Below are 25,021 nucleotides of genomic sequence, written 5' to 3'. Positions count from 1 at the left end.
ACCACTGTCACCACCGCCGGCGGTGTCGTCCTTACGGGTGTCACTACAAGCCGACGTCGCGGCCAGCGTGACGGCCAGGGCGGTGGCGGCCAGGATCTTGAGGGTCTTGCCCATCCCTGACGCCTCCTTTCCTATCGGGAGACGGGGTGTGCGCGCAGGGTGTCGGGGTTTGTTAACGCCGCGAACATACCTCCCCCGGGGGGCGAGCGCATGTAACAGATCAGTAACACCAGGTGGCCCCCGGTGTGACCGTAACAACATTAGACCTAATGTAATTAGTGCTAATGTACTTCGAGTGACGGACCTTCGGCGGCTCTTCGACGACCTGGTGCGCTTCGAGACCGACCTGTGGAACGGCATCGACGCGCGGCTGCGGGCCGCCGGTGCGGTGCCCCTCGGCAGCCTCAACGTGCTGCAGGTGGTGGCCCGCACCCAGGCGTGCCGGGTGAACGACATCGCCGACGCCCTGTCCATCACCATCGGCGGGGCCAGTCAGGCGGTCGACCGCCTGGTCGCCCGGGCCCTGCTGGAGCGCCGGCCCAACCCCGAGGACCGGCGATCGTCCATTGTGGAGCTGACCGGAGCCGGCTCGGCCGCGCTCCGGGCCGGCGAGGAGATCTTCGACGCCGAGCTGGCCGTGTGGTTCGGCGGCGCGCTGACGGGTAGCGCCCTGCGCAGCTTCGCCCGCACCCTTTCCACCCTGCGCAACTGGAGACGAACATGACTGCATCCCCTTCCGCTCGCGCCGTGCGGTTCGACACCTTCGGCGGGCCCGAGGTGCTGTACGTGACCGAGATCCCGATGCCGTCACCCGGCCCCGGTGAGGTGGTCGTCGCCGTGCGCGCGGCTGGCGTCAACCCCGGGGAAAGCGGTATCCGCACGGGGGCGCTCGAGTTCAAGTACAGGACCGCGCTCCCCAGCGGCGAGGGCAGCGACCTGGCCGGCGTGGTCACCGCGACCGGCCCCGGCGTTACCGCGTTCGCGCCCGGCGACGAGGTGCTCGGCTTCTCCTGGACCCGCTCCAGCCACGCCACCCACACCGCGGTGCCGGTCACCCAGCTCATCCCGAAGCCGGCGGCGCTGTCGTGGGAGGTGGCGGGCGCCCTCTACGTCGTGGCCTGCACCGCCTACGCCGCGACCCGCGCGGTCGGCGCCCGGTCCGGCGAGACGATCGCCGTGTCGGCCGCGGCCGGCGGGGTCGGCACCCTGACCGTCCAGCTGCTGCACCACCTCGGCGCCCGGGTCCTGGCCATCGCCTCACCGTCCAACCGGGACTGGCTCGCGGCCCACGGCGCCGAGCAGATCACCTACGGCGAGGGCCTCGCGGACCGGCTGCGCGCGGCGGCGCCCGAGGGCATCGACGCGTTCATCGACCTGTTCGGGCCGCAGTACGTCGATCTCGCCCTCGAGCTCGGCATCCCGAAGGACCGCATCAACACCATCATCGCCTTCCAGGCCGCCGAGCGCCTGGGCGTGAAGGCCGAGGGCAGCGAGGACGCGTCCACTGTGGATGTTCTTACGTACATGGCCGGGCTCGTCGCCGACGGCACCCTGGAGATCCCGATCGCCGCCGCGTACGCGCTGGACGACGTGGCGAAGGCCTTCGAGGAGGTGGATCGCCGCCACACCCGGGGCAAAATCGTCCTCCTGCCGTGACTCAGGCCGTCGCGGCCACCGCGCGGCGCAGGGCCTCCAGGGACTCGTCGATGTCGTCGTCGTCGGTGGACCAGTTGCTCACCGACACCCGCAGGATCGTGCGGCCGCGCCAGCGGGAGCCCGACATCCACGCGCGCCCCTCGGCGAGCAGGGCCCGGGTCACCGCGGCCGTGCGCTCGTCGTCGCCGAACGTGGCGCACACCTGGGTGAACACGACGTCGTTGAGCACCTCGGCGCCGTCGATCGCGGCGATGCCCCCGGCCAGCCGGCGGGCGTTGCGCGCGAACCCGTCCACCATGTCCGCGACCCCGCTGCGCCCCAGCGAACGCAGCGCGGCCCACACCGGTACCCCGCGGGCCCGCCGGGACAGCTCGGGCACCTTCTCGAACGGGTCGGCCGGCCCGCCGGGGCCCGCGGGCTCGATGAGATAGCTGGCCTCGACGCCCATCGCGGCCCGCAGCGCCGAGGGGTCGGCGACGATCGCGATCCCGCAGTCGTACGGCACGTTCAGCGTCTTGTGCCCGTCCGTCGCCCACGAGTCGGCGCGCTCGAGCCCCGGCACGAGTCCGCGCAGCCCCGGCGACGCGGCCGCCCACAGCCCGAAGGCCCCGTCGACGTGCACCCAGGCCCCGTGGGCGTGGGCGAGCTCGCAGGCCTCGCCGATCGGGTCGAACGCTCCACTGTGGACGTTCCCGGCCTGCAGGCACACGATGGTGGGCTCCGCACCGGCGTCGTGCAGCGCCTCGGCGAGCGCGTCGAGGCGGATGCGGCCCTGCTCGTCGGCGGCGACCGGGGTCGGGGCGCCCAGGCCGAGGTACCGCAGCGCCAGATCGAGCGTGTCGTGCCGCTCCTCCCCGACCAGCACGCGGATGCGCGGAGCCCCGAACAGCCCGTCGAAGTCGAGGTCCCAGCCCTGCCGGGCGAGCACCCGCCGCCGCGCGGCGGCCAGGCCGGTGAAGTTGGCCATCGTGGCGCCGGTGACGAACCCGACGTCGGCCCCGGCGGGCAGGCCGAGCAGTTCGAGCACCCAGGCGCCGGCCGCCTCCTCCAGCGCGGCGGTGGCCGGCGTCGGGAACCGCATGGCGCCGTTCTGGTCCCAGGCGCTGACCAGCCAGTCGGCCCCGAGCGCGGCGGGCAGCGTGCCGCCGATGACCCAGCCGTAGAACCGCCCGGACGGCATCGCCATGAGCCCCGGCTCCGCCGAGCGGGCGAGCAGGTCGACGACCTCACCGGCGTCGGCCGGCTCCGCGGGCAGCGGCCCGCCGACGACGGACGCGAGCGCGTCGGCGTCGGCGCGCGGGGGCACGGCCCGCCCGGCGAGCGAGCCCAGCCAGGCCCGGGCGTGCGAGTCAGCCGCGGCGAGGGCGGCGTCGTAGGCGTCCTTGTGCGCACTCATGGGGTCCACTCTGCCCCCTCCGGAGCCACTCGCGTCGAGGTCCACCTCCGAAGTGGCGGACCCCGCCCCGGCCGACCTCGCCGGGCGTTCAGGTCGTGAAGCGCGCCAGCAGGATCGCGAGGCGGCGGTCCTGCTGCTCCCGCGGCAGGCGGTCGCCCCGGGTCAGGGTCACCAGCCCGTGCAGCGCCGCCCACAGCGTCTCCGTCAGCAGTTCCACGTCGTCGCCGCCCGCGAACGGGGTCAGCGCCGACACCAGCGCGCCGAACGCCGCCCGCAACGGCGCCGGGGTCTCCTCGGCGGCGAAGGGCAGGTCGACGGCCCGGGCGAACATCGCGTCGTAGAGCGCGGGCCGCCGGTCGGCGAACCCGAGGTACGCCGCCGCCACCGCGGCCAGGGCCGCCCGGTCCCCGCCGGCCGCGGCCCGGACCGCTTGCAGCTCCGCCGCGAGGTCCGCGAACCCCTCGACGGCGACCGCCGCCATGATCGCGTCCTTGCTCTTGAAGTGGCTGTAGAGGACCGGCTGGCTGTACTCCACCCGCTCCGCCAGCCGCCGCGTCGTCACCGCCTCCCAGCCCTGCGCCTCGGCGAGCTCCCGCGCCGCCGCGACGATCAGCCGCTCCCGCAGTGCCCGCTCGCGTTCCCGCCGGCCTTCGCTAGTCATGCTTGCAATTCTAGCACCGCTAGCGTTAGCATCGACAGGACTTCTAGCAACGCTAGCGAAGGGCTTCCGAAATGTTGGCGAATGGCCTGGCGATCGTCCTCAACCTGTTCATCCTGTTCATCGGCGGGCGCTTCCTGCTGCAGCCCCGCCCGGCCGCGACCGGCTACGGCGTGCCCGGCGACGGCGCCTACCTCGCGGTCAAGGGCGTACGCGACATCACGTTCGGCCTGATCGGCCTGGCGCTGCTCGCCTTCGCGGGCACGACGGCCGAGGCCTGGTACATGCTGGTCGTCGCCCTGGTCCCGCTCGGCGACACCGCGATCGTGCTGCGCAACGGCGGCACGAAGGCGGCCGCGTTCGGCATCCACTTCGCCACCGCGATCGTGGTCCTGATCAGCGCGGCGCTGCTCTTCCTGGCCTGAGGTCAGAACATGCCGTTGGCGTTGCGCGCCTCCTCGGGGATCGGCTGCATCACGTCCCAGTGCTCCACGATGCGGCCCTCCTCCAGACGGAAGATGTCGACGATCGCCGTGCCCGGCTGTCCCGGCACGCGCACCCCGTGGACGTGCCCGACGACGAGGTCGCCCTCGGCCACGAGCCGCCGCACGTCCGCCCGCAGCGCCGGGAAGTCCCGCCGCAGGCCCGTCACGAACTCCTCCAGCCCGGCCAGGCCGTCGGCGATGCGGGGATTGTGCTGGGTGTACCGCGGGCCGACGAGCCCGGCCGCCGCGGAGTAGTCCTTGCGGTTGATCGCCGCGTCGTAGAAGGCGCGCACGACGTCCTTGTTGTCCATGACCATCCCCTCGAAGATAACTGTACAGCTGTAGCGCTACGACCGTAGCGCAACGAACGTTGTCCTACAATGGGCGCGTGGAACGCGGACGGAACCCGCGCGGCCAGGGCGATCGGCTGCGGGCCGAGATCGTGCGTACGGCCCTGCGCCTGCTCGACGAGCTCGGTGACGACCAGGCGCTGTCCCTGCGCGCCGTGGCACGGGAGCTGCGCATCGCGGCGACGTCGGTGTACCTGCACTTCGCGGACCGCGACGCGCTCGTGCTCGCCGCGCTCCGGCAGTGCCAGGCCGAGCTGGCCGCCGCGACCGCCGAGGCCGAGTCCGCGGCGGCCGGCCCACGGGAACGGTTACGCGCCCGGGCGCTGGTGCTGGGGGCGTGGGCGCACGAGCATCCGGGCCTGTTCAAGGTCCTGCACGAGACGACGCTGCACCAGCGCGCCGACATGAGCTTCCGGGAGGAGGTGGCGGCGGGCACGACCGCGGCCGTGCAGCGGTGCATGGACGCGGGCGACGCCCCGCCCGACGACGCGGCGACGGTGGCGCTGGACCTGCGGACCGCCGTCCACGGGGCGATCTCGATGCGCGTCAACCAGCCCGGCCGGTCCTGGCCCCCGCTGGAGGAGCAGGTCGACCGCTTCCTGGCCCGCCTGGTCTACCGCACCGGATAGAACGGCTACGCGGCCGTCAGCGCGAGCTGCAGGGCCAGGCGCTCGTCCGGATCGTCGAGGCGGTCGCCGAACAGCTCGCGGAGGCGGCGCAGGCGGTACCGGATGGTCTGCGGATGGGTGTGCAGGGCCCGCGCCGCCGGGATCACCTGGCCCTGGCAGCGCAGCCAGGCGTGCAGCGTCTCGGTCAGCGGGCGCCGGGCGGCCGGGGAGAGCGCGGCCAGGGGAGCCAGGGCTCGGGCGGCGAGGCGGTCGGCGACCCCGGGCTCCCAGCCCAGCAGCAGCGGTACCAGCACGTCGTCGCAGTCCAGCACCCCGTCGGGCAGCCGCGCGGCCTGCTGCAGCTCCAGGGCCTTGCGCGAGATGCGGTACGAGCGCCGCGCCTCCCGCACCGGCACCGTCGGGCCGATCGCCGCGCGGCGGCCGGCCAGCGCGCGGTCCAGCGGGCCCGCGCTCAGCAGCCGGGTGGCGCCGTCGATGACCGTGGCGATCGCCCCGCCGCCCGCGGCCCGGGCCAGGTGCTCGGCGTCGGTGCCCTCGACGCTCACCGCGCACACCTGCGCGGGCAGCGGCCAGCTCGCGGCCTCGGCGGCGGCCGCCAGCGCCGGCTCGGACGGCGGCTCGGGCTGGACCAGCAGCGTGATGAGGCGGCGGCGGACCTGCGCCCAGTCCCGGGCCGCGTCCCGCTGCTCGTCCAGGTATCCCTCCGCGGCCGCGCCGGCGAGGGCGTCGACGTAGCCGAACAGGGCGGCGGCGGTGGAGTACAACTGCGGCGGTTGCAGCGGCCCCGGGCGCTCCACGAGCGCGGCCCAGAACGTCTGCGCGCCCAGGGTGAGGATCGAGCGCAGCGCGTCGACGCGGTGCCCCTCGCGGTACTCGGTGCGGCCGAGCTCGGCGAAGAGCGACAGGGTCGGGGCGAGGTCGGCGCCGGAGATGAACGTCGCCACGGCGGTCTCGACACCCAGGGTGAGCCCGTGGCCCTGGCCGCCGGTGAGCGAGCGGCCCTGCTCGCGCATCGCGGCGCGGACCGCGGTCAGCACCGTTGTTGTCACCGGGGTGACAAACTCCGGCGGAAAATGTGTTTCGGGCACCAACGATTTTGGCACGCGGGTGCCTAGCCTGGTCGGGTGGATGCGGATGTGATCGTGGTCGGGGCCGGGCTCGCCGGGCTGGTGGCGGCGGCCGAGGTGGCCGACGCGGGCAAGCGGGTCATCCTGCTCGACCAGGAGGGCGAGCAGAGCCTCGGCGGGCAGGCGTTCTGGTCGTTCGGCGGGCTGTTCCTCGTGGACTCGCCGGAGCAGCGGCGGATGGGCATCAAGGACTCGGCCGAGCTCGCCTGGCAGGACTGGCTGGGCAGCGCCCAGTTCGACCGGCCCGAGGACGAGTGGCCGCGGCGCTGGGCCGAGGCCTACGTGCACTTCGCGGCCGGCGAGAAGCGCGCCTGGCTGCGGGCCATGGGCCACCGCCTCTTCCCGGTGGTGGGCTGGGCCGAGCGCGGGGGCGGGCCGGCCGACGGGCACGGCAACTCGGTACCGCGCTTCCACATCACGTGGGGCACCGGCCCGGGCGTCGTGGAGCCGTTCGAGCGCCGGGTCCGGGCCGCCGACAAGGTACAGCTGCGCTTCCGGCACCGCGTCGACGAGCTGCGGCCCGGCGGGGTGGTGCGCGGCACGATCCTGGAGCCGAGCACCGTCGCGCGCGGGCAGAGCAGCTCCCGCGCCGCAGTCGGGGAGTTCGAGCTGTCGGCGGGGGCGGTCATCGTCACGTCGGGCGGGATCGGCGGCGACCACGACCTCGTGCGCAAGGCGTGGCCCCAGCGGCTCGGCCCGGCGCCGCGGCGGATGGTCGCCGGGGTGCCCGCGCACGTCGACGGGCGGATGCTCGGCATCACCGAGGCGGCCGGCGGGCGGATCATCAACCCGGACCGGATGTGGCACTACACCGAGGGCCTGCGCAACTGGGACCCGATCTGGCCCAACCACGGCATCCGGATCCTGCCCGGGCCGTCGTCGCTGTGGCTGGACGCGACGGGCAGGCGGCTGCCGGCCCCGTGCTTCCCCGGCTTCGACACGCTGAGCACCCTGCGGCACATCACCGCCACCGGGTACGACCACAGCTGGTTCATCCTCACCCAGAAGATCATCGAGAAGGAGTTCGCGCTGTCGGGCTCCGAGCAGAACCCCGACCTCACCAACCGCAGCGTCCGCCAGGTGCTGCAGCGCGTGAAGAAGGGCGCGCCGGGACCGGTCGAGGCGTTCAAGGAGCACGGCGCCGACTTCGTGGTGGCGAACACGCTCGACGAGCTCATCGCCGGCATGCAGCGCCTCGAGCCCGGCGTGCCGCTCGACGCCGCCGCAATCAAGGGCACCGTCGAGGCCCGCGACCGCGAGATGACCAACACGTTCACGAAGGACGCGCAGATCACGGCGCTACGGGGGGCGCGGTCGTACCGCGGGGACAAGCTCATCCGCGTCGCCTCCCCGCACCGGCTGCTGGACCCGAAGGCCGGGCCGCTCATCGCGGTGCGCCTGAACATCCTGACCCGCAAGACGCTCGGCGGGCTCGAGACCGACCTGTCCGGCCGGGTGCTGCGCGCCGACGGCAGTCCGCTGCCCGGCGTGTACGCGGCGGGCGAGGTCGCGGGCTTCGGCGGCGGGGGCATGCACGGGTACAACTCGCTGGAAGGAACGTTCCTGGGCGGCTGCCTGTTCTCGGGCCGCACCGCGGGCCGCGCCGCCGCCGAGGCGGTCTGAGCACCGCGGCCGCGGCCGGGAGCGCGCCGCGCGGCGCGCACCGGGCGGTCCGGCCACCGCGCCGGTAGCATCGGCGACCATGCGACGACCGCCCCTTCCGGGCCTGCTGGCACTCGCGGCGACGGTCCCCGGAGTGGTCGTCGCGCTCGCCGGCGTGCACCTGCCCGCCCCCGCGGCCGCGCTCGTGTTCGGCGGCGCCATCATCGGGGCCGCGTTCGTGCTCGCCTGGGCGGCCGAGGCGGCCCAGGTCGACGTGTCCGCCGGGCTGGCCGTCGCCGTCCTCGCCCTCATCGCGGTCCTGCCCGAGTACTCCGTCGACTTCGTCTTCACCTGGCGCGGCGGGGAGGCGGCGGCGCAGTACGGCGCGGACTGCCACCCGCCCGGCGGCGACGGCACCCCCGCGTGCTCCCTCGCGCTGGCCAACATGACCGGCGCCAACCGGATCCTGGTCGGCATCGGCTGGGTCGCCGTCGTGCTCATCGCGTGGCGGCGCTCGAAGCGGCGCGGGATCACCCTGGGCCGCGCCGACGCCGTACCGCTCGCGTTTCTCACCATCGCCTCGCTGTACTGCCTGATCCTGCCCTTCAAGCGGACCCTCACGCTGTGGGACACCGCCGTGCTCGTCGCGGTCTTCGTCGCCTACAGCTGGCGGGTGTCGCGGGCCCCGGCCGGCGAGCCGGAGCTGATCGGGCCGTCGGCGTGGGTCGGCGGGCTGGCCAAGGTCCCGCGCCGCACCACTGTCGTCGCGCTGTTCGTCGTCTCGGCCGCGGTCATCCTGCTCGCCGCCGAGCCGTTCGCGGCGGGCCTCGTCGACACCGGCCAGCAGCTGGGCATCAGCCAGTTCCTGCTCGTGCAGTGGGTGGCGCCGCTGGCCTCGGAGGCGCCCGAGCTGCTGGTGGCCGGGTTGTACGCGTACCGCCTGCACACCACCGAGGCGCTCGGCGCCCTGGTGTCCTCGAAGGTCAACCAGTGGACGCTGCTGGTCGGCACGCTGCCTGTGGTCTTCGCGGTGTCCAGCGGTGGTACCTCAGGCCTGCCGATCGAGCCCGCCCAGCGCGGCGAGCTGCTGCTGACCGCGGCCCAGTCACTGCTGGCGATCGCGCTGCTGCTCGAGCTGACCCTGAGCCTGCGGGCGGCGCTGACGCTGCTCGGGCTGTTCCTGGTGCAGTTCGTGCTCGGCGCGGTCATCCTGGCGCGGTGGCACGACGACGAGCTGGTGGCGCTCAGCGCGGTGTACCTCGCGCTCGCCGCCGTTGCCGTCGTGCGCAAGCGCGCGTGCCTGGTGCCGATGCTGCGCGACGGGCTGCGCACGCCGTACCGGCAGCTCGGCGAGAACCTGCACTGCACCACGACCGGCGGCGGCCGGCTCCGCCTGCGGACCCGGCTCAGGGAGCTCGTCGGCGCCGATCAGGCGGCGGGGCCCCACCTGTCGTAATCTGCCACGCGTGACGGATCGACGGCGGCTCACCAGCCAGCGGCTCTTCGCCCTGACCCTCGGCGCGATGACGCTGCTCATCGCGCTCGGGTCGTGGGCCGGGTACGCCTCCCTGGCCGACACCACCCGGGTCTCCGACCGCCTCCAGCTGCGCATCTCCCCCGCCGCCACCGCCGTCGTCGAGCTGGGCGCGGCCCTGGTCGACCAGGAGACCTCCGTGCGCGGGTTCGTGCTGGCCCGCGAGCGGCAGTTCCTCGACCCGTACAACGAGGGCGTCACCTCCGAGCAGCGCATCGCCGACCGGCTGCGTCAGCTGCTCGCCGACGAGCCGAGCGCGCTGGAGCGCCTCGAGGCCGTGGAGCGGGCGGCCGCCGGGTGGCGCACCGCGTACGCCCAGCCCCTCATCGCGAACCCCGACCCGCGGTCGCCGCTGGTCGTGTCGAGCAAGGCGGCGTTCGACGCGCTGCGCGGCGACGCGGGCGTGCTGCAGCAGCGGGTCGACGCGGCCCGCAGCGCCGGGCGCAAGGCCCTGGACAGCTCCCGCCACCGCCGCGACACCATCTTCGCCATAATCGTCGCCGGGCTGCTCGTCGGCCTGTTCGTCATCGCGGTGATGCTCCAGCGGGTCGTGCTGCGGCCCCTCGAGCGCCTGCAGGACTCGGTGCGGCGGGTCGCCGACGGGGACTTCGAGCACCACGTGCCGGCCGCGGGGCCGCCGGACCTCGCCGCGCTGGGCGCCGACGTGGAGGCGATGCGCGAGCGGATCGTCACCGCGCTGGCCGAGAGCCGGGGGCAGGAGGAGCGGCTGCGGCGCTCCAACTCCGACCTGGAGCAGTTCGCCTACGTCGCCAGCCACGACCTGCAGGAACCGCTGCGCAAGATCGCTTCCTTCTGTCAGATGCTGCAGCGTCGGTACGCCGAGCAGCTCGACGAGCGCGCGAACCAGTACATCGCCTTCGCCGTCGACGGGGCGACCCGGATGCAGGCACTCATCAACGACCTGCTCGCCTTCTCGCGCGTCGGCCGCGTGTACGACAACGTGGCCGACGTCGACCTCAATGCCACGATGCGCCGCGTGCGCTCCGACCTGGAGGTCCGGCTGGAGTCGGCCTCCCTCGAGTGCGGCGAGCTGCCCGTGGTCAAGGGCGACCCGACGCTGCTGGCCATGCTGCTGCAGAACCTCGTGAGCAACGCGGTGAAGTTCCGCAAGCCCGACGAGGACCCGCAGATCGTGGTCGGCGTCGAGCCGGAGGACGGCTTCCACCGCTTCTCGGTGCAGGACAACGGCATCGGCATCGAGCCGCAGTTCGAGGACAAGATCTTCGTGATCTTCCAGCGGCTGCATCCGCGGGACGTCTACCCGGGCACCGGCATCGGCCTCGCGATCTGCAAGCGCATCGTCGAGCACCACGGCGGCCGGATCTGGCTCGACTCCGCCTACACCGGCGGCGCGCGCATCTGCTTCACCCTGCCGGCCGCGGCCGCCGTCTGAGGGCGGCCGTCTAAGTGCGGCCGTCTAAGGGCGGAGCAGGACCTTGCCGGTGGTACGGCGGGCCAGCAGGTCGGTGAAGGCGCGGCCGGCCTCGTGCAGCGCGTACTCGGCGCCGGCGGGCGGGCGCAGCTCCTTCGCCGCGACCAGGCGGAACATCGCCTGGAGGGGCTCGGCGTAGGCGCCGGGGACCTCGAGCGCCGGGCGCAGCCAGAAGCCGGCCACGGCGAGGTTGCGGTCGGACAGCTCGCCGGGGTCGAGCGGCGGGCGGCCCTCGCGGGAGGCGTTGCCGAAGGTGACGAGCCGGCCGAACGGGGCGAGCACGTCCAGCCCGGCCGTGAAGACCCGGCCGCCGACGGACTCCAGCACCACGTCGACCGGGCGGCCGCCGTTGGCGTCCCGGACGCGCTCGGCGTAGCCGTCGGGGGCGCCGTCCACGGCCGCGTCGGCGCCGAGGGACAGGGCGAGCGCGCGCCGCTGGGGCGTCGAGGCCGCGGCGATGACCCGGCCCGCGCCGAAGTGCCGGGCCAGCTGTACGGCGAGCGAGCCGACCCCGCCCGCGGCCGCGTTGACCACGACCGTCTCCCCCGCGGCGAGCCGGGCGCAGCTGCGCAGGACGTGCCAGGCGGTGAGCCCCTGGACGAGCAGCGCGAGGGCTTCGGCGTCGGTGACCTCATCCGGTACGGCCACCGCCGCATCGGCCGCGACGGCCGCACGCTCGGCGAAACCGCCGCCCGCGAACGTGTGCGCGAGGACCCGCCGCCCGTCGCCGGTGCGGCCGACGACCTCGGTGCCGGGGACGAACGGCAGGGCGGGCGCGGGCCGGTAGGTGCCGGCGATGCGGCTCGTGTCGGCGAAGTTCACCCCGGCCGCGGCGACGTCGACGAGCAGCTCGCCGCGGGGCTCTTCGGTCTCCACGAGCTCGAGGACCTCGGGGCCGCCGAACCTGGTGCACTGGATCGCTCGCACGACCGCCCAGCCTACTCAGGTTCACCGAGCGCGGTGTCCCGCAGGTCGAGGCGGCGCTGGAGGCGGCGGCGGGTGGCGTCGCCGATCTCGCCCTCCGCGTAGAGCCGGTCGAGCTCGCGCAGCTCGGCGGCGATGAGCTCGCGGCGGACCGCGGGCAGGGGGGTGTGCTCCGGCGCCGGTTCGGGGCGTGCGTCGATGCGGTGGCGCAGGGCGCGGCGGAGGGTCGCGGCGGGCTCAGGGGGTACCGAATCCAGCTCTTCCAATCGGGCCAGCGCCGCACGAGCGGTGGCGGAGTCGGCGCGGATCTCCTCGGCCCGCTGGTCGGCGCCGCTGGCGGCGATGCCCGAGCGGCGCACCAGCGGGCTCAGCGTGAAGCCCTGCACGGTGAGGGTGAGGACGATCACGGCGGCGGTGATGGTGACGGTGAGCTCGCGGCCGGGCAGGTCGAGGGGCACCGACAGCGCGGCGGCCAGGGGCAGCACCCCGCGCGCGCCCGCCCACGACACGACGGCGGCGCCGCGCAGCGACCCGCCGCCGAACGCGGCCAGCGGGAAGACCCACAGCACCCGCACGGCGAGCAGGGTCGCCGTGACCGCGAGGACCTCGACGAGCAGCCGCGGCGGGTCGGTGGCCACGTCGGCGACGAACCCGGGCAGGGTGAGGCCGATGACGGCGAAGACGACGGACTCGAGCAGGAAGACGACGGTGCCGTACACGGCGTGCAGCTGCAGGCGGATGCCCGGGTTGGTGAGGCCGGGCGCGAGGCCGCCGAGGATGACGCCGGCGACGACGACCGCGGTGATGCCGGAGACGTGGACGGCCTCGGCGGCGACGTACGCGGTGTAGGGGGTGAGCAGGGCGATCACCGTCTCCAGCACCGGGTCCTCGGTGCGGCGCCGGATCGCCGCGACGCAGGCGGCCACGAGCGCGCCGACGGCCGCCCCGCCGCCCGCGAGCAGCACGAACAGGCCGCTCGCCCGCTGCCACGACAGCGCCCCGCCGGCCGCCGCCCCGGCCACCGCGACCCGGAACAGCACCAGGCTGGTGGCGTCGTTGAACAGGCTCTCGCCCTGCAGGAGCGTGCTGACCCGGGGCGGCAGCGGCAGGCGCCGGCCGAGCGCGGTGACGGCGACCGGGTCGGTGCTGGCCAGGATCGCGCCGAGAACGAAGGCCATGGCGGCGGGCAGGCCGGTGAGGGCGGCGGCGACGAGCCCGACGGCGGCGGCCGAGGCGAGCACGAGCCCGAACGCGAGGATGGTGACCGGGCGCCACACCCGGCGCAGCTCGCGCCAGGAGAGGTCCTCGGCGGCGGCGTACAGCAGGGGCGGCAGGACGACGAGCGCGACGACCTGCGGGTCGATGCTCACCCGCGGCACGAACGGCAGCAGCCCGACGGCGACGCCGGCGACCACGAGCAGCGAGGGGGCGGGCACCCGGAACCGGCGGGCGGAAACGGCCACGACGGTGGCGAGCACGATCAACGCCAGGACGGTTTCGACGCTCTGCACACTCGCCTCATCTGCTCAGCCGGTGCCAACTCTAGACGGCGCCGCGGAAAAAAGTGTCGTACCCACCGGGTAGCGTGCCGGGCGTGCTGACAGAACTCGATGCGGTGGATTGGCCGGACCTCAGCCACGCCTACGGCGAGGCCGATGACGTCCCCGACCTGCTGCGCCGGCTGGCGACGGGCGACGCCGAGGCGCTGCACGCTCTGTACGGCAACATCTGGCACCAGGGCACCGTCTACGAGGCGACCGCGCCCGCCGTACCGTTCCTCATCGAGGTTCTCGACGCCCCCGAGGCCGACACCGCCGGGGTGCTGCACCTGCTGGCGTCGATCGCGCGCGGCTCGTCCTACCTCGACGTGCACGAGCGCCTCCTGCCCGCCGCCGAGCAGGGCACCGCCGAGGTCACCGCGCAGATCGCCCGGGAGCTGGCCTGGGTGACGGCCGCCCACATCGCGGTCGCCGCGGGCCGCCCGGCCTACCTGCGCCTGCTGTCCGCAGGCGCCGCGGAGGACACCCGCGCCACGGCCGCCTACGTGCTCGCCGCGGTCGACGACGCCGCCGACACCGCCGCGCTGCGCGACTGCGCCACGGCCGACGCGAGCCCCGTGGTGCGCGCCGCGGCGATCCTGGCCCTCAACGGCCGCGGCGTGACCGACGCGCGGTTCCTGGCCGACCCCGCTCCCCTGCCACGGGTGACCGCGGCCATGGCGCACATCGTGCGGGAGAGCCCGGCGCCGGTCCGCCCCGAGCTCGCCGCCGTCCTGGCCGCCGACGCCCCCGCGACCCTGCCCGACGTGGCCCGCCTGCCGTGGGACGGCGACGACCCGCTGGCCTGGGTCCTGAGCGCGGCCGAGCGCGACTGGCCGGCCCAGGTGCGCATCCTCGCCGCCTGGCTGGAGCACCCCGACCCCCTGGTGCGCGCGGGCGCCGCCTACGCCGCCGAGGAACCCATGCGCACCTGGCGCGCCGCGGCCCCCGCCCTCGCCCCGCTGCTGGCCGCCCGCCTGGACGACCCCGACGCCACGGTGCGCTACTGGGCCGCGTCCCACCTGGCCGCCGCGGGTCGCATGGGCAACCCGCCGGTGGCCGACGCACTGTGGGCCGTGGCCTCGCGCGGACCGGGCCTGGACGCGACGGCGGCCCGGGCCCTGACGGCGCTCGTCTCGCTGCAGGACACCCGCGCGGACGCCTTCATCGCGCGGGTCCTGGCCGCACCGGCGGTGCCGTCGCTCTCGGAGCTGTCGGGGTCGGAGCGGCTGAGCGCGCTGACGGCCGCGACGACCGAGCGCAACCCGGCCGTGGGCTGGCGCCGCGCGGTCCGCGAGCAGCTGGGCTCGGCCACGGCGCCGGTGACGGCACTGGTCTTCGACCTGAAGGCGCTGCAGCCGGCTCTGCCTCGGCTCGGGCCGTGGGCGGCGCGGACGCGGGCCGGTCTGATCGCGGCGATCGGGCGGGCCCGGCCGGGGTTCGAGCAGAACCTGCTGATTGCGACGGCCGCTCGGTTGCTGGCCGCTCCCGCGCCGCTTGCCGACCACGCCGCTCCCGCTGCTGATCACGCCGCTCCCGCCGGCTCGGGCCCGCCGCTGCTTTCTGATCACGCTGCTCTTGCCGACGCCGGCCCGACGCCGCCGGCCGACCACGCCGCCGCGGCCGACGCGAGCCCGACGCCGGTTTCTGATCACGCCGCTCTTACCGACGCCGGCCCGACGCCGCCGGCCGACCACGCCCCTGCGGCCGACGCGAGCCCGACGCTGCTTTCTGATCACGCCGCTCTTACCGACGCCGGCCCGACGCCGCCGGCCGACCACGCCGCCGCGGCCGACGCGAGCCCGACGCCGGTTTCTGATCACGCTGCTGCGGCCGACGCGAGCCCGCCGGCGTTTTTCGAGCTCGTCGCTAGCCCGTCGCACACTCTCGACCTCGCCGTGAGCCCGTCGCACTCCCCTGAACCCGACGCTCTGCCCGACTCGGACGTCCGCGTCGCGCTCGGCGCCGCCGGGCCCGCTCGGTCGGCGGGCGATCCCGCCGCTTCTGCCCCCGGCGCCGGGCCGGCGGCCGGCCCCGCCGGTCCCGGCGATCTCGCGGCGCTGGTCTCGGTGCTGCGCGGCTGTCTCGGGCCGGAGCACCCTTCGACCGCCGCGATCGAGGCGCTCGGGTCGCTCGGTCCGGCCGGGGCCGGTGCGGTGCCGGAGTTGGCCGCGCTGCTCGAGCACGCCGAGCCGACCGTGCGCCTGCCCGCCGCGGCCGCCTACGCACGTCTCACCGGCGACCCGGACCCGCTGCTGGCCGCGGCCGAGGCGGCCCTCGACGCGCCGCGCGCCTGGCAGCGCACCGAGGCCCTGCACGCCCTGCCCGCCGCCGGTCGCGCGGCGTCCGCCCTGGCCCCGCGCCTGCTCGCCATGTTCACGGACGAGGACGAGTGGCAGTCGATGCGGGCCGCAATCGCGTACTGGCATGCCACCGCCGACCCGGCCCCCGTCGTCCCGCTCCTGCTGGAGCACGCCACGAACAGCCCGCGCGGCCTGGAGGCGGTGCGCGGCCTGGCCACGATCGGCCCCGCGGCCGCCGGGGCCCTCCCGCTGCTGGAGGCGGCCATCGCGGCCCCCGACCGGCAGCCCCACAGCGACGACTCCTGGGGTCACGACGACGACGTGTGGCTCGACGCCTGCACCGCCGCCGTGGCCAGCATCGGCGCCACCCCTCGGTGACACCGCGCGACCCGGCCGGGCGAGACGCATCGACCGGTCAACCGGAGTGACGACGCCTGCGCCGCCGCTGTTCATTGACGACCCGCGACCCGGCCGGGCGAGACGCATCCACCGGTCAACCCGGGGGTGGCGACGCCTGCGCCGTGGATCGCCGCCGCCGCTCGACGACGACCGTATGACCGCTGCGCCGCCGCTGTTTCGTGACGACCGCCTGAACCCGGCCGGGCCGGACCGTCCGGACGACGCCTGCGCCGCCGTTGCTCAGTGGCCGTGGTGGTACTGGTGGACCACTGCGTGGCCCCGGCCGCGCGAGATCATCCAGCGGTTCACCGGAGTCGTCAGCACGAACGCGACGACCAGAGAGAACGCCAGCGAGAGCCAGAACAGCGCGCTGGTCAGGCCGGCGTTCATCGCGCCCGGCACGGTCACGATCACCAGGTTGTCCAGGATCTCCATGACCGCGATCGACACCGTGTCGGCGGCGAAGGCGACGGCCAGCGCGGCGCGCAGACCGACACCCGCCCGCAGCACGCCGCGCATGGTCAGCGCGTAGCCGAACACGAACGCGAGGACCACCGACAGCACGACCGTGGCGGCGTTGTGCAGGCCGAGGCCGGTGCCGATGACCATGCCGAGCACCTCCCCGATGGCGCAACCGGTGAGGCAGTGCAGTGTCGCCCGGGCCGCCGCGGCCCAGCTCGTGTGGGTGTGCATCTCCATCGCGAACCTCCGATCCGTCGCCGGTGAGCATACCCCCGGGGGGTATTACAGCGAAGTGATGCGGCCCACGCCGAGCTGGATCCCGGAGATTTCGGGAAAATGCGGACTCAGGTCACGGGCTGGGGGTACGCGACCGGACTGCGATGGCCCGCCTTGTCGACCGCCCGCACGCCGAAGTGGACGTTGTCCTTGGCCACCGGGATCGTCGCCGTGGTCACGTCGCCGACCGGGATGACGTGGGTCCAGTCCGGGACGGTGCTGTCGCGCCACAGCACCTCGTACCCCGCCAGGTCCGGCTCGGCGCCCCGGGTCCAGCGCAGCGTCGTGTCGTTGGTCAGCACCGCGGCCACGATGCCCACGCCCGCCGGGGTGGCCGGGGCCTGGGCCAGGGACCAGAGGGTGGCCGCGTTGACCTTCGCGACCCGGGTCATGTACGCGAAGTCGCAGAACTGGGGCAGGTCGCCGAACTGCGTGCCGTTCTCGACGCGCACGTCCTGGTGCTCGTGGTCGAAGTTCTCGCGGGGCTCGGTCAGGCGGCCCGCGGGGTACCCCTGCTGCAGGAACGGAATGTGGTCACTGCCGCGCAGGAAGCGGTCGCGGCGCCACACGACGCGGATGCGCATGCCCGTGGCGTCGTTCTCGGCCACGTCGCGGGCGAAGCGGGCGAGCTGGCGCGACGGGCCGTCGTCCTCACCGCCGACGCTCTGGCGGGTGGCGGCCTGGGCCGCGGTCTCGCTCGTGGGCACACCCTCGACGAACAGGCGTACGGTGCGCGGGTCGGGCGGGGTGCCGTCCCAGGCCTGGCTCGCGCCGACGATGTCGTTGCTGAACATCGCGGCGACCTTGGCGCCGGCCGCCTTGAACTGGGCCGCCATGTACGTCGAGCCGAACAGGCCCTGCTCCTCCCCCGCGAACGCGGCGAAGACGATCGTCGACTCCACCGGCCGGGTGGCGAAGACGCGGGCGAGCTCGAGGACCACGGCCACGCCCGAGGCGTCGTCGTCCGCGCCGGGGGCGTCGGCGGTGAAGTTCATGACGTCGGTGACGCGCGAGTCGTAGTGGCCGGAGACGACGTGGATGCGGTCCGGCGCGACGGTACCGCGCAGGGTGGCCACCACGTTCGTCACCGTGACCGGCTCCGGGTTGCGGGCGCCCGGCGGCTGTACGAAGGACTGCAGCTCCACCGTCATCCGCCCGCCGGATGCGGCCGCCGCCGCCTGGAACTGGGCGTACAGCCAGTCCCGGGCGGCGCCGATGCCGCGGGCCGGGTCGGTCTGGCTCGACAGGGTGTGGCGGGTGCCGAAGGCCACCAGGCGGGTGACCGTGGCGCGGATGCGGTGCTCGTCGAGTTCGCCGAGGAGCCGGCGCAGGTCGCGGTCCGGGGCCTGCGGGGCCGGGCGGCGGCCCGGGCCGGTGTCCAGGTCGAGGCCGGCGGCCGGCTCCGCGTGGGCCGGGGTGGTGCCGGCGAGGGTGAGGGCGGCCGCGGGCACGGCGGCGGTGGCCGCGGTGAGCAGGGCGCGCCGCGTGGCAGCCGGCTTGGTGGGTGGTTCGCGATCGGTCTGCATGCCTCCGCATCCTGGCCCGGCTCCGTCAGGAAGTAAATAAGCTTCGATGGATCAGGAAGTCCTCGACGAGCGCGGCGATCTCGGGCAGCCGGTCCTCGAGCGCGAAGTGGCCGGTGTCGAGCAGGTGCAGCCCGGCGCCGGGCAGGTCGCGCAGGTAGGCCCGGGCGCCCGCCGCGGTGAAGAACGCGTCGTTGGTACCCCACACGATCAGCGCCGGCGGCCGGTGCTCGCGCAGGTACCGCTGCCACCGCGGGTACTGCGCCACGTTGCCCCGGTAGTCCAGGGCGAGCTCGGTCTGGGCCCGCACGCGGCCGGGCCGGTCGAGGAAGTGCTGGTCGAGGGTCCAGCCGGCCGGGTCGACCAGGCGCGGATCGGGCACGCCGCCCTCGTACTGGCCCCGGGTCACGGGCTCGGTGAACAGCTCGCCGACCTCGTCCGCCGCGATCGTCGCGCGGGCCAGGTCGCTCAGGCCCTCCTCGTACGCGTTCGCGTTCTGCAGCACCAGCCCGGCGATGCGCTCCGGGTGCCGCGCGGCGAGCCGGAGCCCCACGGGGCCGCCGAAGTCGAACGCGTACAGGACGAACCGCTCGAGCCCGAGGGCCGCGACGAAGCCGTCGATGACGTCGGTCAGGGCCTCGAAGGTGTACCGGAAACCCTCCGGCGCCTCCGTGAAGCCGAACCCGGGATAGTCGGGCGCGATGAGCCGGAAACGGTCGCCGAGCGCGTCCATGAGCCGGCGGTACTGGTGCGAGCCCGACGGAAACCCGTGCAGGAGCAGCACCGGCGGCGCGTCGGCCGGCCCGGCGGCGCGGTAGAAGACGCGGACGCCGCCGACGTCGACGAAGTCGTGCACATGCTTCGGAAGCCGATTCATGCATTAGTCATAGGGCGTCGCCCACTAATGCGTCAACGGTGATGTGTATCATTAGTCGGCGTGGAGGTCCTCGACCTGATCAACAGCCGGCCGGCCGACGGGGACGACGAGGTGCCGGCCGCCGTCCGCGAGGTACGCACCCTGGCCGCCCGGGCTGTCGAGGCCGCCCGGCACGGGGGGACGCCCGCCCCCGCCGACGTCGATCGGCTCAACGCGATCATGCGGGCGGCGCCGGCGTACCCGGTGCTGGACGGGCGCACCCTGACCCGGGCCCGCGACGGCTCGCCCGCGCAGCAGGCCGCGGCGCGGCTGGCCGAGGCGACGGCCGAGCTGCTGGCGTCACCGTCGGTGACCGCGATCAAGCAGTGCGCCGCCCCGGACTGCATCCAGCTGTTCCTGCCCGCGAACCCGCGGCGGCAGTGGTGCTCGGCCGCGCGCTGCGGTAACCGGGCGCGGGTGGCGCGGTACTACCAGCGCCACCGCACCGTCTAGATCGCGTCGGCGAGGATGTCGGCGACCGCGACCCGGGTCGGGTCCGGGTTCGCCCAGCTCCAGTTCGGGTGCGCCCGGTTCGTCAGCAGGACCAGCACCAGCTTGCGGCGCGGCTCGACGACGATCTCGCAGCCCGTGAACCCGGTGTGGCCGTAGGCGCCGGAGCCGGCCAGGCGGCCCATGAACCAGGACTGGTCGAGCTCCAGGCCGATGCCGTGCGTCGAGGAGCGGTTCGGGCGGTCGACGTCCGTGGCCGGCAGGCCCGAGTTCTTGTTCGTCAGCATGTTGCGGACCGTGGCCTCGGACAGGATGCGCTTGCCGTTGTACTGCCCGCCGCCGAGCAGCATCAGGCCGAGCACGGACAGGTCGGCCGCCGTGGTGAAGATGCCCGCGGAGCCCGCGACGCCGCCGAGGACGTTGCAGATGTCGTCGTGCACGGTGCCGCGCAGCAGGCCGCGCGACGAGCGGGCGTCGGTCGCCACCAGGCGGTTGGCCTTGTCCGCGGCGCTGAGCCAGCCGAGCGGCTTGAAGCCGGTGTCGCGCAGGCCCAGCGGGCCGGTGAGCTCGCCCTTCACCTGCTGGTCGAGCGGCTTGCCGGTGAGCTTCTCGAGGATCTGCTGGGTGAGCAGGAGGCCGAGGCTGGTGTACCGGAACAGGGTCCCGGGCGCGACGCCGTCGGCGAGCGGGGTCGAGACGATGTACTCCCACCGGGCCGCGTAGTCCGGCTTCTTCGACGTCTCCGGGATCGACGGGCCGACCGGCAGGCCGCTGGTGTGCGTGAGCAGCATCTGCACGGTGACCGCGGACTTGCCGGGGCCGTCGAAGGCGGGCAGGTACTGCGCGACGGGCGCGGCCAGGTCGAGCCTGCCCCGGTCGACCTGCTGCAGGGCGAGGATCGTGGTGAAGACCTTCGTGACCGACGCCACGTCGAAGATCGAGTCGGGGCGCATCGCCACGCGGGACTTCGCCGCCAGCTCGACCGGGCCGGCGCCGTAGCGCAGCGCGTCGCCCACCGCGGCGAGCGTGGTCACCTTGCCGCCGACGTTGACGAGCACGACCGCCCCGGCGTAGCCCGGGTGCTTCGGGTTGTCCGTGGTCGGCACGAGGTAGTGCTTGAGGGTGTCGACGAGCTTGCCGCTGTACGGCGCGGACAGGACCTGCCCGGAGACGGCCGCGCCCGGCGAGCCGGATGCGGACAGCCCGGCCACCCCGTCGGCGGCGACCGGCTCGGCCGCGGCCGCGTCGGCCGGGACGCCGGAGGCCGAGCCCGACGGGTCGGCCCCCGCGGGCGGGGCCGGGTCACCGCCGCAGCCGGCGAGCGCGGCGACGGAGGCGGCGAGCCCGCCACCGAGGATGGCGCGCCGGCCGAATCGGAGATCAGAGGACACGGCGGGGATTGTTGCATCCGAGGTGGGGTCGCCGTACCCCCGAACCGCCAATTCGGACACTGTCAGGATGGGGGGATGAGCAGCGGCCGTGCCCGGGGCACCGTGGTCGCGGCCGCCGGGCTCGCCGCGGCGACCGCGGTCCTCGAACCGCTGCGCGGGCACCTGTCCCTGGCCTCGGTCACGCTGCTGTACCTCGTGCCGGTCGCCGCCGCCGCCGCGGCGGGCGGGCTCTGGCCCGCGCTCGGCGCCGCCGTCGCCGCCGACCTGCTGCTGAACTTCTTCTTCGTGCCGCCGCTGCACACGCTGAGCGTGGCGAGCTTCGACAACGCGATCGCGCTGGTCGTGTACGTGCTCGTGGCGGCCGCGGTCGCGGTGGCCATGGACGTCGTGGAGCGCCAGCGCGCGGCGGTCGGCCGGGCCCGGGAACTGGCCGGGGTCGACCGGCTGCGCACGGCGCTGCTCGACGCGGTCAGCCACGACCTGCGCACGCCGCTGGCCGGGATCAAGGCCGCCGCGTCGAGCCTGCGCAGCCCCGACCTGCGGTTCTCCGACAACGACCGGGCCGAGCTGCTGGCCACCGTCGAGCACGCGACCGACCGCATGACGGCCCTGGTCGAGAACCTGCTCTCGCTGAGCCGGCTGCGCGCCGGGGTGCTGTCGGCGCACCCGGAGCCGACCGCTCTCGATGCGGTGGCGGCCGAGGTGGTACTGCACCTGCCCGATCCCGAGCACGCGCGCGACCGGGTGGCTCTGGAGGTACCGGATGACCTGCCGCTCGCGCGGGCCGATCCGGGGCTGTTGACCACGGTGCTGGCCAATCTCGTCGCGAACTCGCTCGCGGCCGCGCCGCGCGTGCACATCACCGGCGCGGCGCACGGGTCGCGGGTCCGGCTGGCCGTCGCCGACAACGGCCCGGGCGTGCCGGCGGCGCAACGGGCGGCGCTGTTCGAGCCGTTCCAGCGCCTCGGGGACCGCGGCGGGGCCGGGCTCGGGCTCGGCCTGGCCATCGTGCGCGGGTTCACGGAGGCCATGGGCGGCACGGTCACCCCGTCCGAAACGCCCGGTGGAGGCCTGACGATGACGGTGGAGTTGCCCGGAGCATGAGCAGCGTCCTCATCATCGACGACGACGAGCCGCTGCTGCGCGCGCTGCGGCTCAACTTCGCCGCGCGCGGCTACCGGGTGCTGACCGCCGGCACCGGCGCCGGGGGCCTTGCCGTGGCCGCCGACCACCCGCCCGACCTCGTGATCGTCGACCTGGGCCTGCCCGATCTCGACGGGCTCGACGTGGTGGCGGGCATCCGCGGGTACAGCAGCGTGCCCATCATCGTGCTCTCCGCCCGGCACGGCGGGCCCACCAAGGTCGCGGCGCTGGACGCGGGCGCGGACGACTACGTGACCAAGCCGTTCGGCATGGACGAGCTGCTGGCGCGCATGCGTGCGGCCCTGCGCCGCGCCGCCCCGGCCCCGTCGGCGCCCGTGCTCGCCACGCCCGCGTTCCGGCTGGACCTGGCCGCGAAGCAGGCGACCGCCCCGGACGGCACCGTGATCCGGCTCACCCCCACCGAGTGGCACCTGGTCGAGGTGCTGGCCCGGCACGAGGGCAAGCTCGTGGAGCACAAGCGGCTGCTGCGCGAGGTGTGGGGCCCGCGGTACGAGACGGAGACCAACTACCTGCGCGTGCACTTCGCCAACCTGCGCCGCAAGCTCGAGCCGGACCCGTCGCGGCCGCGCTACTTCGTCACCGAGCCCGGGATCGGCTACCGCCTGCAGCTCACCCCGTAGCGGCGGGACAACACGCGGGACCGGGATGTGGTGTCATGGCGCACCCACCTCTTTCACCCCGGGGGACATCATGATCCCGCACTATCGCGGCGCCGTCATCGGCGCCGTCGTCGGCGTGGCCGGCCTCGCCCTCGCGGCCTTCCTCGCCACCTCGAGCAGCGTCAGCTGTGACGGCCACGACATGTCGCCGGGCGACCAGTGCGTCCACATCTCCGACAGCGGCACGCGCACCGTCAACTCCTTCGACGACGAGCTGTCGTCGCAGCGGACCACCGGCGCGCTGAGCGGCGGCGGCATCGCCGTGCTGTTCCTCGGCCTGGCCGGGGCGCAGCTGGCCGGCGGCCGCCGCCGCGAGCGCGAGTCGGCCGCCGCCGGGCAGGCGACCCGCGAGCTGCTGAGCATCCCGCTGCCGCCGGACCCGGCCGCGCCCGCGAACCCGCCGCCGCCGACGATCCCCGCGGACGCCGTCCAGGCCGCGTGGCAGGCCCAGCTCGGCGGGTACGTGACCTCGCTGCAGCCTGGCAAGCGCTCCGCGGCGCTGGTCTACGTGGGTCTGCTCGCGGCCGTCGGCATCCTCATGTTCGCCCTCGCCGCCGGCCGGGGCGGGACGCAGGCCGTCGTCTTCGGGCTTATCGCGCTGGTGCCGGTGGCCGCGTGGGTCGCCGTGCTGGTGCGCTCGCCGCTGGTGTCGAAGAAGGCCCGCCAGCTCGGCTTCCACCTGTTCGCCCACGGGTTCGTGCGGGCGACCGCGGCGGGCGTGCAGGCCTACCGATGGGACCAGATCGTCACGATCTACCAGTCGATCATCCGGCAGCAGGTGTACGGGGCGACGACGAACACGAACTACATCTACGCGCTCCAGTTCGCCGACGGCCGCGCGCTGACCCTCAACAACTTCTCCGCGGACATGCGCGTGCTCGGCCCGATCCTGCAGGAGCAGGTGGCCCGGGTACAGGTGCCGAGGGCGCTGCAGTACCTGCACGCGGGCCGCCCGATCCCCTTCGGGGCGTACACGCTGACGAACGCGGGCGTGACAAACGGCGGCAAGAGCGCGCCGTGGTCGGAGATCGGCGGCCTGAAGGTCGCCAACGGCGCGCTGCGGCTGAGCCGCCGGGACGGCAAGGCGATCCTCGGCGGCCGGAAGGTCAGCACCATCCCGAACTTCCTGACCTTCGCGACGCTCGTCGAGCGGATGGCGGGCCAGCCGGCCTCAAACGTTCCCCTGTAGGAACTCCTCCCACGTACGGCGGCCCACCGCGCGGTCCGGGGCGAGGTTCGCGCCTTCCCGGATCGCGCGGTACGCGCCGCCGCCCATCGGCATCCGCACGACGGGCCGCCGCCGGCCGGCCGCGCGCAGGTAGGAACGGACGAGCTCGTCGAAGCCGTACGCGCGCGGCCCGGCCAGGTCCGGCACGAGCCCGGCGGGCTCGCCCAGCGCCAGCTCGGCGAGGCGCGCGGCGACCTCGGCCCCGTCGACCGGCTGGAAGCGCACGCCGGCCGGGACGGGGACCACCGGCATCCGGGCCAGCTGCCGGACCGTGGCGAGGGTCAGCTCGTGGAACTGGCTGGCCCGCAGGGTCGTCCACGGGATGCCGGACTCGGCGACGAGCACCTCGGCGGCGCGCTTGGCCGCGAAGTACCCGAACGCCATGCGGTCCATGGCGCTGCGCACGGGGACGCGGTCGGCCCCGACGACCGAGATGTACACGATGTGCTTGGCCCCGGCCCGGACCGCCGCCTGCAGCAGGTTGGCCGCCTTGACGTCGTCGCCCTTGGCCGAGCCGGCGCAGTGCACGATTGTCGCCGCGCCGTCGACGGCCCGCTCGACGTTGTCGCCGGTGGCCAGGTCGCCGGGGACGTACTCGACGCCGGGGGCCTGTTCGGCGGGCCGCCGCCGGGTCAGGACCCGGATCGGGCGGCCCGCCTCGCGCAGGTGGGGCAGCAGCAGGCGGCCGAGCGTCCCGGTGCCGCCGGTGAGCAGGATTGCAGTGGTCATACCACCCCGACCCGCGAACGGCCGGGAATGTGACTAGCGCGCGTTGAAGACGCGCAGGGTCCAGTCGTCGAACCGGCGCCACGCGTCGCGCAGGAGCCGGCGAGCCTCGGCGGGCTGGACGTTGGGCAGCGGAAGCATGAGCAACTCCTCTCTGGATCGATTCAGTAAC

Annotated in this window: 23 protein-coding genes; 12 read left to right on the top strand and 11 right to left on the bottom strand. The window is 74.6% G+C overall.

Annotated elements, in window-relative coordinates:
• Positions 1-295 precede the first annotated feature (295 nt).
• Together AB0B76_RS53965 and AB0B76_RS53960 are read left to right on the top strand one after the other, a co-directional pair.
• Complete coding sequence (locus AB0B76_RS53965) at positions 296-724, top strand: MarR family winged helix-turn-helix transcriptional regulator (protein WP_360392627.1); 429 nt, start codon at positions 296-298, stop codon at positions 722-724.
• The gene (locus AB0B76_RS53960; protein WP_360392625.1) at positions 721-1,656 is read left to right on the top strand and encodes an NADP-dependent oxidoreductase; all 936 of its coding nucleotides are present in this window, start codon (positions 721-723) and stop codon (positions 1,654-1,656) included. Before AB0B76_RS53965 ends, AB0B76_RS53960 begins: the two co-directional genes overlap by 4 nt.
• Position 1,657: 1 nt before the next feature.
• On the opposite strand, the gene AB0B76_RS53955 is transcribed toward AB0B76_RS53960, so the two are convergent.
• Positions 1,658-3,052: an aminotransferase class V-fold PLP-dependent enzyme gene (locus AB0B76_RS53955; RefSeq protein WP_360392623.1), complete on the bottom strand. Its 1,395-nt coding sequence runs from the start codon at positions 3,050-3,052 to the stop codon at positions 1,658-1,660.
• An 88-nt stretch (positions 3,053-3,140) separates the two neighbouring features.
• Positions 3,141-3,713, bottom strand: coding sequence for a TetR/AcrR family transcriptional regulator (locus tag AB0B76_RS53950; RefSeq protein WP_360392621.1), 573 nt, complete (start codon positions 3,711-3,713; stop codon positions 3,141-3,143).
• Between the two features lie 71 nt (positions 3,714-3,784).
• On the opposite strand from AB0B76_RS53950, the gene AB0B76_RS53945 reads away from it, so the two are divergent.
• Positions 3,785-4,135 (top strand): DUF4267 domain-containing protein, encoded by a 351-nt coding sequence (locus AB0B76_RS53945; protein ID WP_360392618.1) that lies wholly within the window; start codon positions 3,785-3,787, stop codon positions 4,133-4,135.
• Between the two features lie 2 nt (positions 4,136-4,137).
• On the opposite strand, the gene AB0B76_RS53940 is transcribed toward AB0B76_RS53945, so the two are convergent.
• Positions 4,138-4,512 (bottom strand): ester cyclase, encoded by a 375-nt coding sequence (locus AB0B76_RS53940; protein ID WP_360392616.1) that lies wholly within the window; start codon positions 4,510-4,512, stop codon positions 4,138-4,140.
• A 71-nt stretch (positions 4,513-4,583) separates the two neighbouring features.
• Here AB0B76_RS53940 and AB0B76_RS53935 point away from each other — a divergent pair, with 71 nt between their 5' ends.
• Complete coding sequence (locus AB0B76_RS53935) at positions 4,584-5,174, top strand: TetR/AcrR family transcriptional regulator (protein ID WP_360392614.1); 591 nt, start codon at positions 4,584-4,586, stop codon at positions 5,172-5,174.
• A gap of 5 nt (positions 5,175-5,179) precedes the next feature.
• On the opposite strand, the gene AB0B76_RS53930 is transcribed toward AB0B76_RS53935, so the two are convergent.
• Positions 5,180-6,223, bottom strand: coding sequence for a helix-turn-helix domain-containing protein (locus tag AB0B76_RS53930; RefSeq protein ID WP_360392611.1), 1,044 nt, complete (start codon positions 6,221-6,223; stop codon positions 5,180-5,182).
• 75 nt (positions 6,224-6,298) lie between these two features.
• On the opposite strand from AB0B76_RS53930, the gene AB0B76_RS53925 reads away from it, so the two are divergent.
• The 3 genes from AB0B76_RS53925 to AB0B76_RS53915 all read left to right on the top strand — a co-directional run bounded on the left by AB0B76_RS53925 (position 6,299) and on the right by AB0B76_RS53915 (position 10,851).
• Positions 6,299-7,924, top strand: coding sequence for an FAD-binding dehydrogenase (locus tag AB0B76_RS53925; RefSeq protein WP_360392608.1), 1,626 nt, complete (start codon positions 6,299-6,301; stop codon positions 7,922-7,924).
• Between the two features lie 79 nt (positions 7,925-8,003).
• Positions 8,004-9,359 (top strand): sodium:proton exchanger, encoded by a 1,356-nt coding sequence (locus tag AB0B76_RS53920; protein ID WP_360392605.1) that lies wholly within the window; start codon positions 8,004-8,006, stop codon positions 9,357-9,359.
• Positions 9,360-9,369: 10 nt separating this feature from the next.
• A complete protein-coding gene (locus AB0B76_RS53915) occupies positions 9,370-10,851 on the top strand; it encodes an ATP-binding protein (RefSeq protein ID WP_360392603.1) in 1,482 nt (493 codons plus the stop codon).
• 24 nt (positions 10,852-10,875) lie between these two features.
• Here the strand turns inward: AB0B76_RS53915 and AB0B76_RS53910 are convergent, their stop codons facing one another.
• A complete protein-coding gene (locus AB0B76_RS53910; protein WP_360392600.1) occupies positions 10,876-11,817 on the bottom strand; it encodes a zinc-binding dehydrogenase in 942 nt (313 codons plus the stop codon).
• A gap of 11 nt (positions 11,818-11,828) precedes the next feature.
• Complete coding sequence (locus tag AB0B76_RS53905; RefSeq protein WP_360392597.1) at positions 11,829-13,325, bottom strand: Na+/H+ antiporter; 1,497 nt, start codon at positions 13,323-13,325, stop codon at positions 11,829-11,831.
• A gap of 83 nt (positions 13,326-13,408) precedes the next feature.
• On the opposite strand from AB0B76_RS53905, the gene AB0B76_RS53900 reads away from it, so the two are divergent.
• Positions 13,409-16,033, top strand: coding sequence for a hypothetical protein (locus AB0B76_RS53900; RefSeq protein WP_360392594.1), 2,625 nt, complete (start codon positions 13,409-13,411; stop codon positions 16,031-16,033).
• A gap of 261 nt (positions 16,034-16,294) precedes the next feature.
• Here AB0B76_RS53900 and AB0B76_RS53895 read toward each other — a convergent pair whose 3' ends face one another.
• The 3 genes from AB0B76_RS53895 to AB0B76_RS53885 form a co-directional block, all read right to left on the bottom strand.
• Positions 16,295-16,753, bottom strand: a complete 459-nt coding sequence (locus AB0B76_RS53895; RefSeq protein ID WP_360392592.1) for a DUF4396 domain-containing protein — start codon at positions 16,751-16,753, stop codon at positions 16,295-16,297.
• 107 nt (positions 16,754-16,860) lie between these two features.
• Entirely contained in the window at positions 16,861-18,318 is a 1,458-nt protein-coding gene (locus AB0B76_RS53890; protein ID WP_360392589.1) for a M28 family metallopeptidase, read from the bottom strand.
• A 25-nt stretch (positions 18,319-18,343) separates the two neighbouring features.
• A complete protein-coding gene (locus tag AB0B76_RS53885) occupies positions 18,344-19,192 on the bottom strand; it encodes an alpha/beta hydrolase (RefSeq protein WP_360392586.1) in 849 nt (282 codons plus the stop codon).
• A gap of 60 nt (positions 19,193-19,252) precedes the next feature.
• On the opposite strand from AB0B76_RS53885, the gene AB0B76_RS53880 reads away from it, so the two are divergent.
• Positions 19,253-19,684, top strand: coding sequence for a CGNR zinc finger domain-containing protein (locus AB0B76_RS53880; RefSeq protein WP_360392583.1), 432 nt, complete (start codon positions 19,253-19,255; stop codon positions 19,682-19,684).
• On the opposite strand, the gene AB0B76_RS53875 is transcribed toward AB0B76_RS53880, so the two are convergent.
• On the bottom strand, positions 19,681-21,072 hold the full coding sequence (locus AB0B76_RS53875) for a serine hydrolase domain-containing protein (protein ID WP_360392581.1): 1,392 nt from the start codon (positions 21,070-21,072) through the stop codon (positions 19,681-19,683). The genes AB0B76_RS53880 and AB0B76_RS53875 overlap by 4 nt on opposite strands.
• Positions 21,073-21,147: 75 nt before the next feature.
• On the opposite strand from AB0B76_RS53875, the gene AB0B76_RS53870 reads away from it, so the two are divergent.
• From AB0B76_RS53870 to AB0B76_RS53860, 3 genes are all read left to right on the top strand, one after another.
• Positions 21,148-22,176, top strand: a complete 1,029-nt coding sequence (locus AB0B76_RS53870) for an ATP-binding protein (RefSeq protein WP_360392579.1) — start codon at positions 21,148-21,150, stop codon at positions 22,174-22,176.
• The gene (locus tag AB0B76_RS53865) at positions 22,173-22,856 is read left to right on the top strand and encodes a response regulator (RefSeq protein WP_360392577.1); all 684 of its coding nucleotides are present in this window, start codon (positions 22,173-22,175) and stop codon (positions 22,854-22,856) included. Before AB0B76_RS53870 ends, AB0B76_RS53865 begins: the two co-directional genes overlap by 4 nt.
• Before the next feature lie 70 nt (positions 22,857-22,926).
• Entirely contained in the window at positions 22,927-24,084 is a 1,158-nt protein-coding gene (locus AB0B76_RS53860; protein ID WP_360392574.1) for a DUF6585 family protein, read from the top strand.
• Here AB0B76_RS53860 and AB0B76_RS53855 read toward each other — a convergent pair.
• Positions 24,067-24,852: an NAD(P)H-binding protein gene (locus tag AB0B76_RS53855; RefSeq protein WP_360392571.1), complete on the bottom strand. Its 786-nt coding sequence runs from the start codon at positions 24,850-24,852 to the stop codon at positions 24,067-24,069. The two genes, AB0B76_RS53860 and AB0B76_RS53855, sit on opposite strands and share 18 nt — an antisense overlap.
• Between the last annotated feature and the right edge of the window lie 169 nt (positions 24,853-25,021).

The organism is Dactylosporangium sp. NPDC049140 (genome assembly GCF_040648435.1).
The sequence above is the reverse complement of the archived record's forward strand: the minus strand, read 5'-3'. Positions and strand labels throughout refer to the sequence as shown.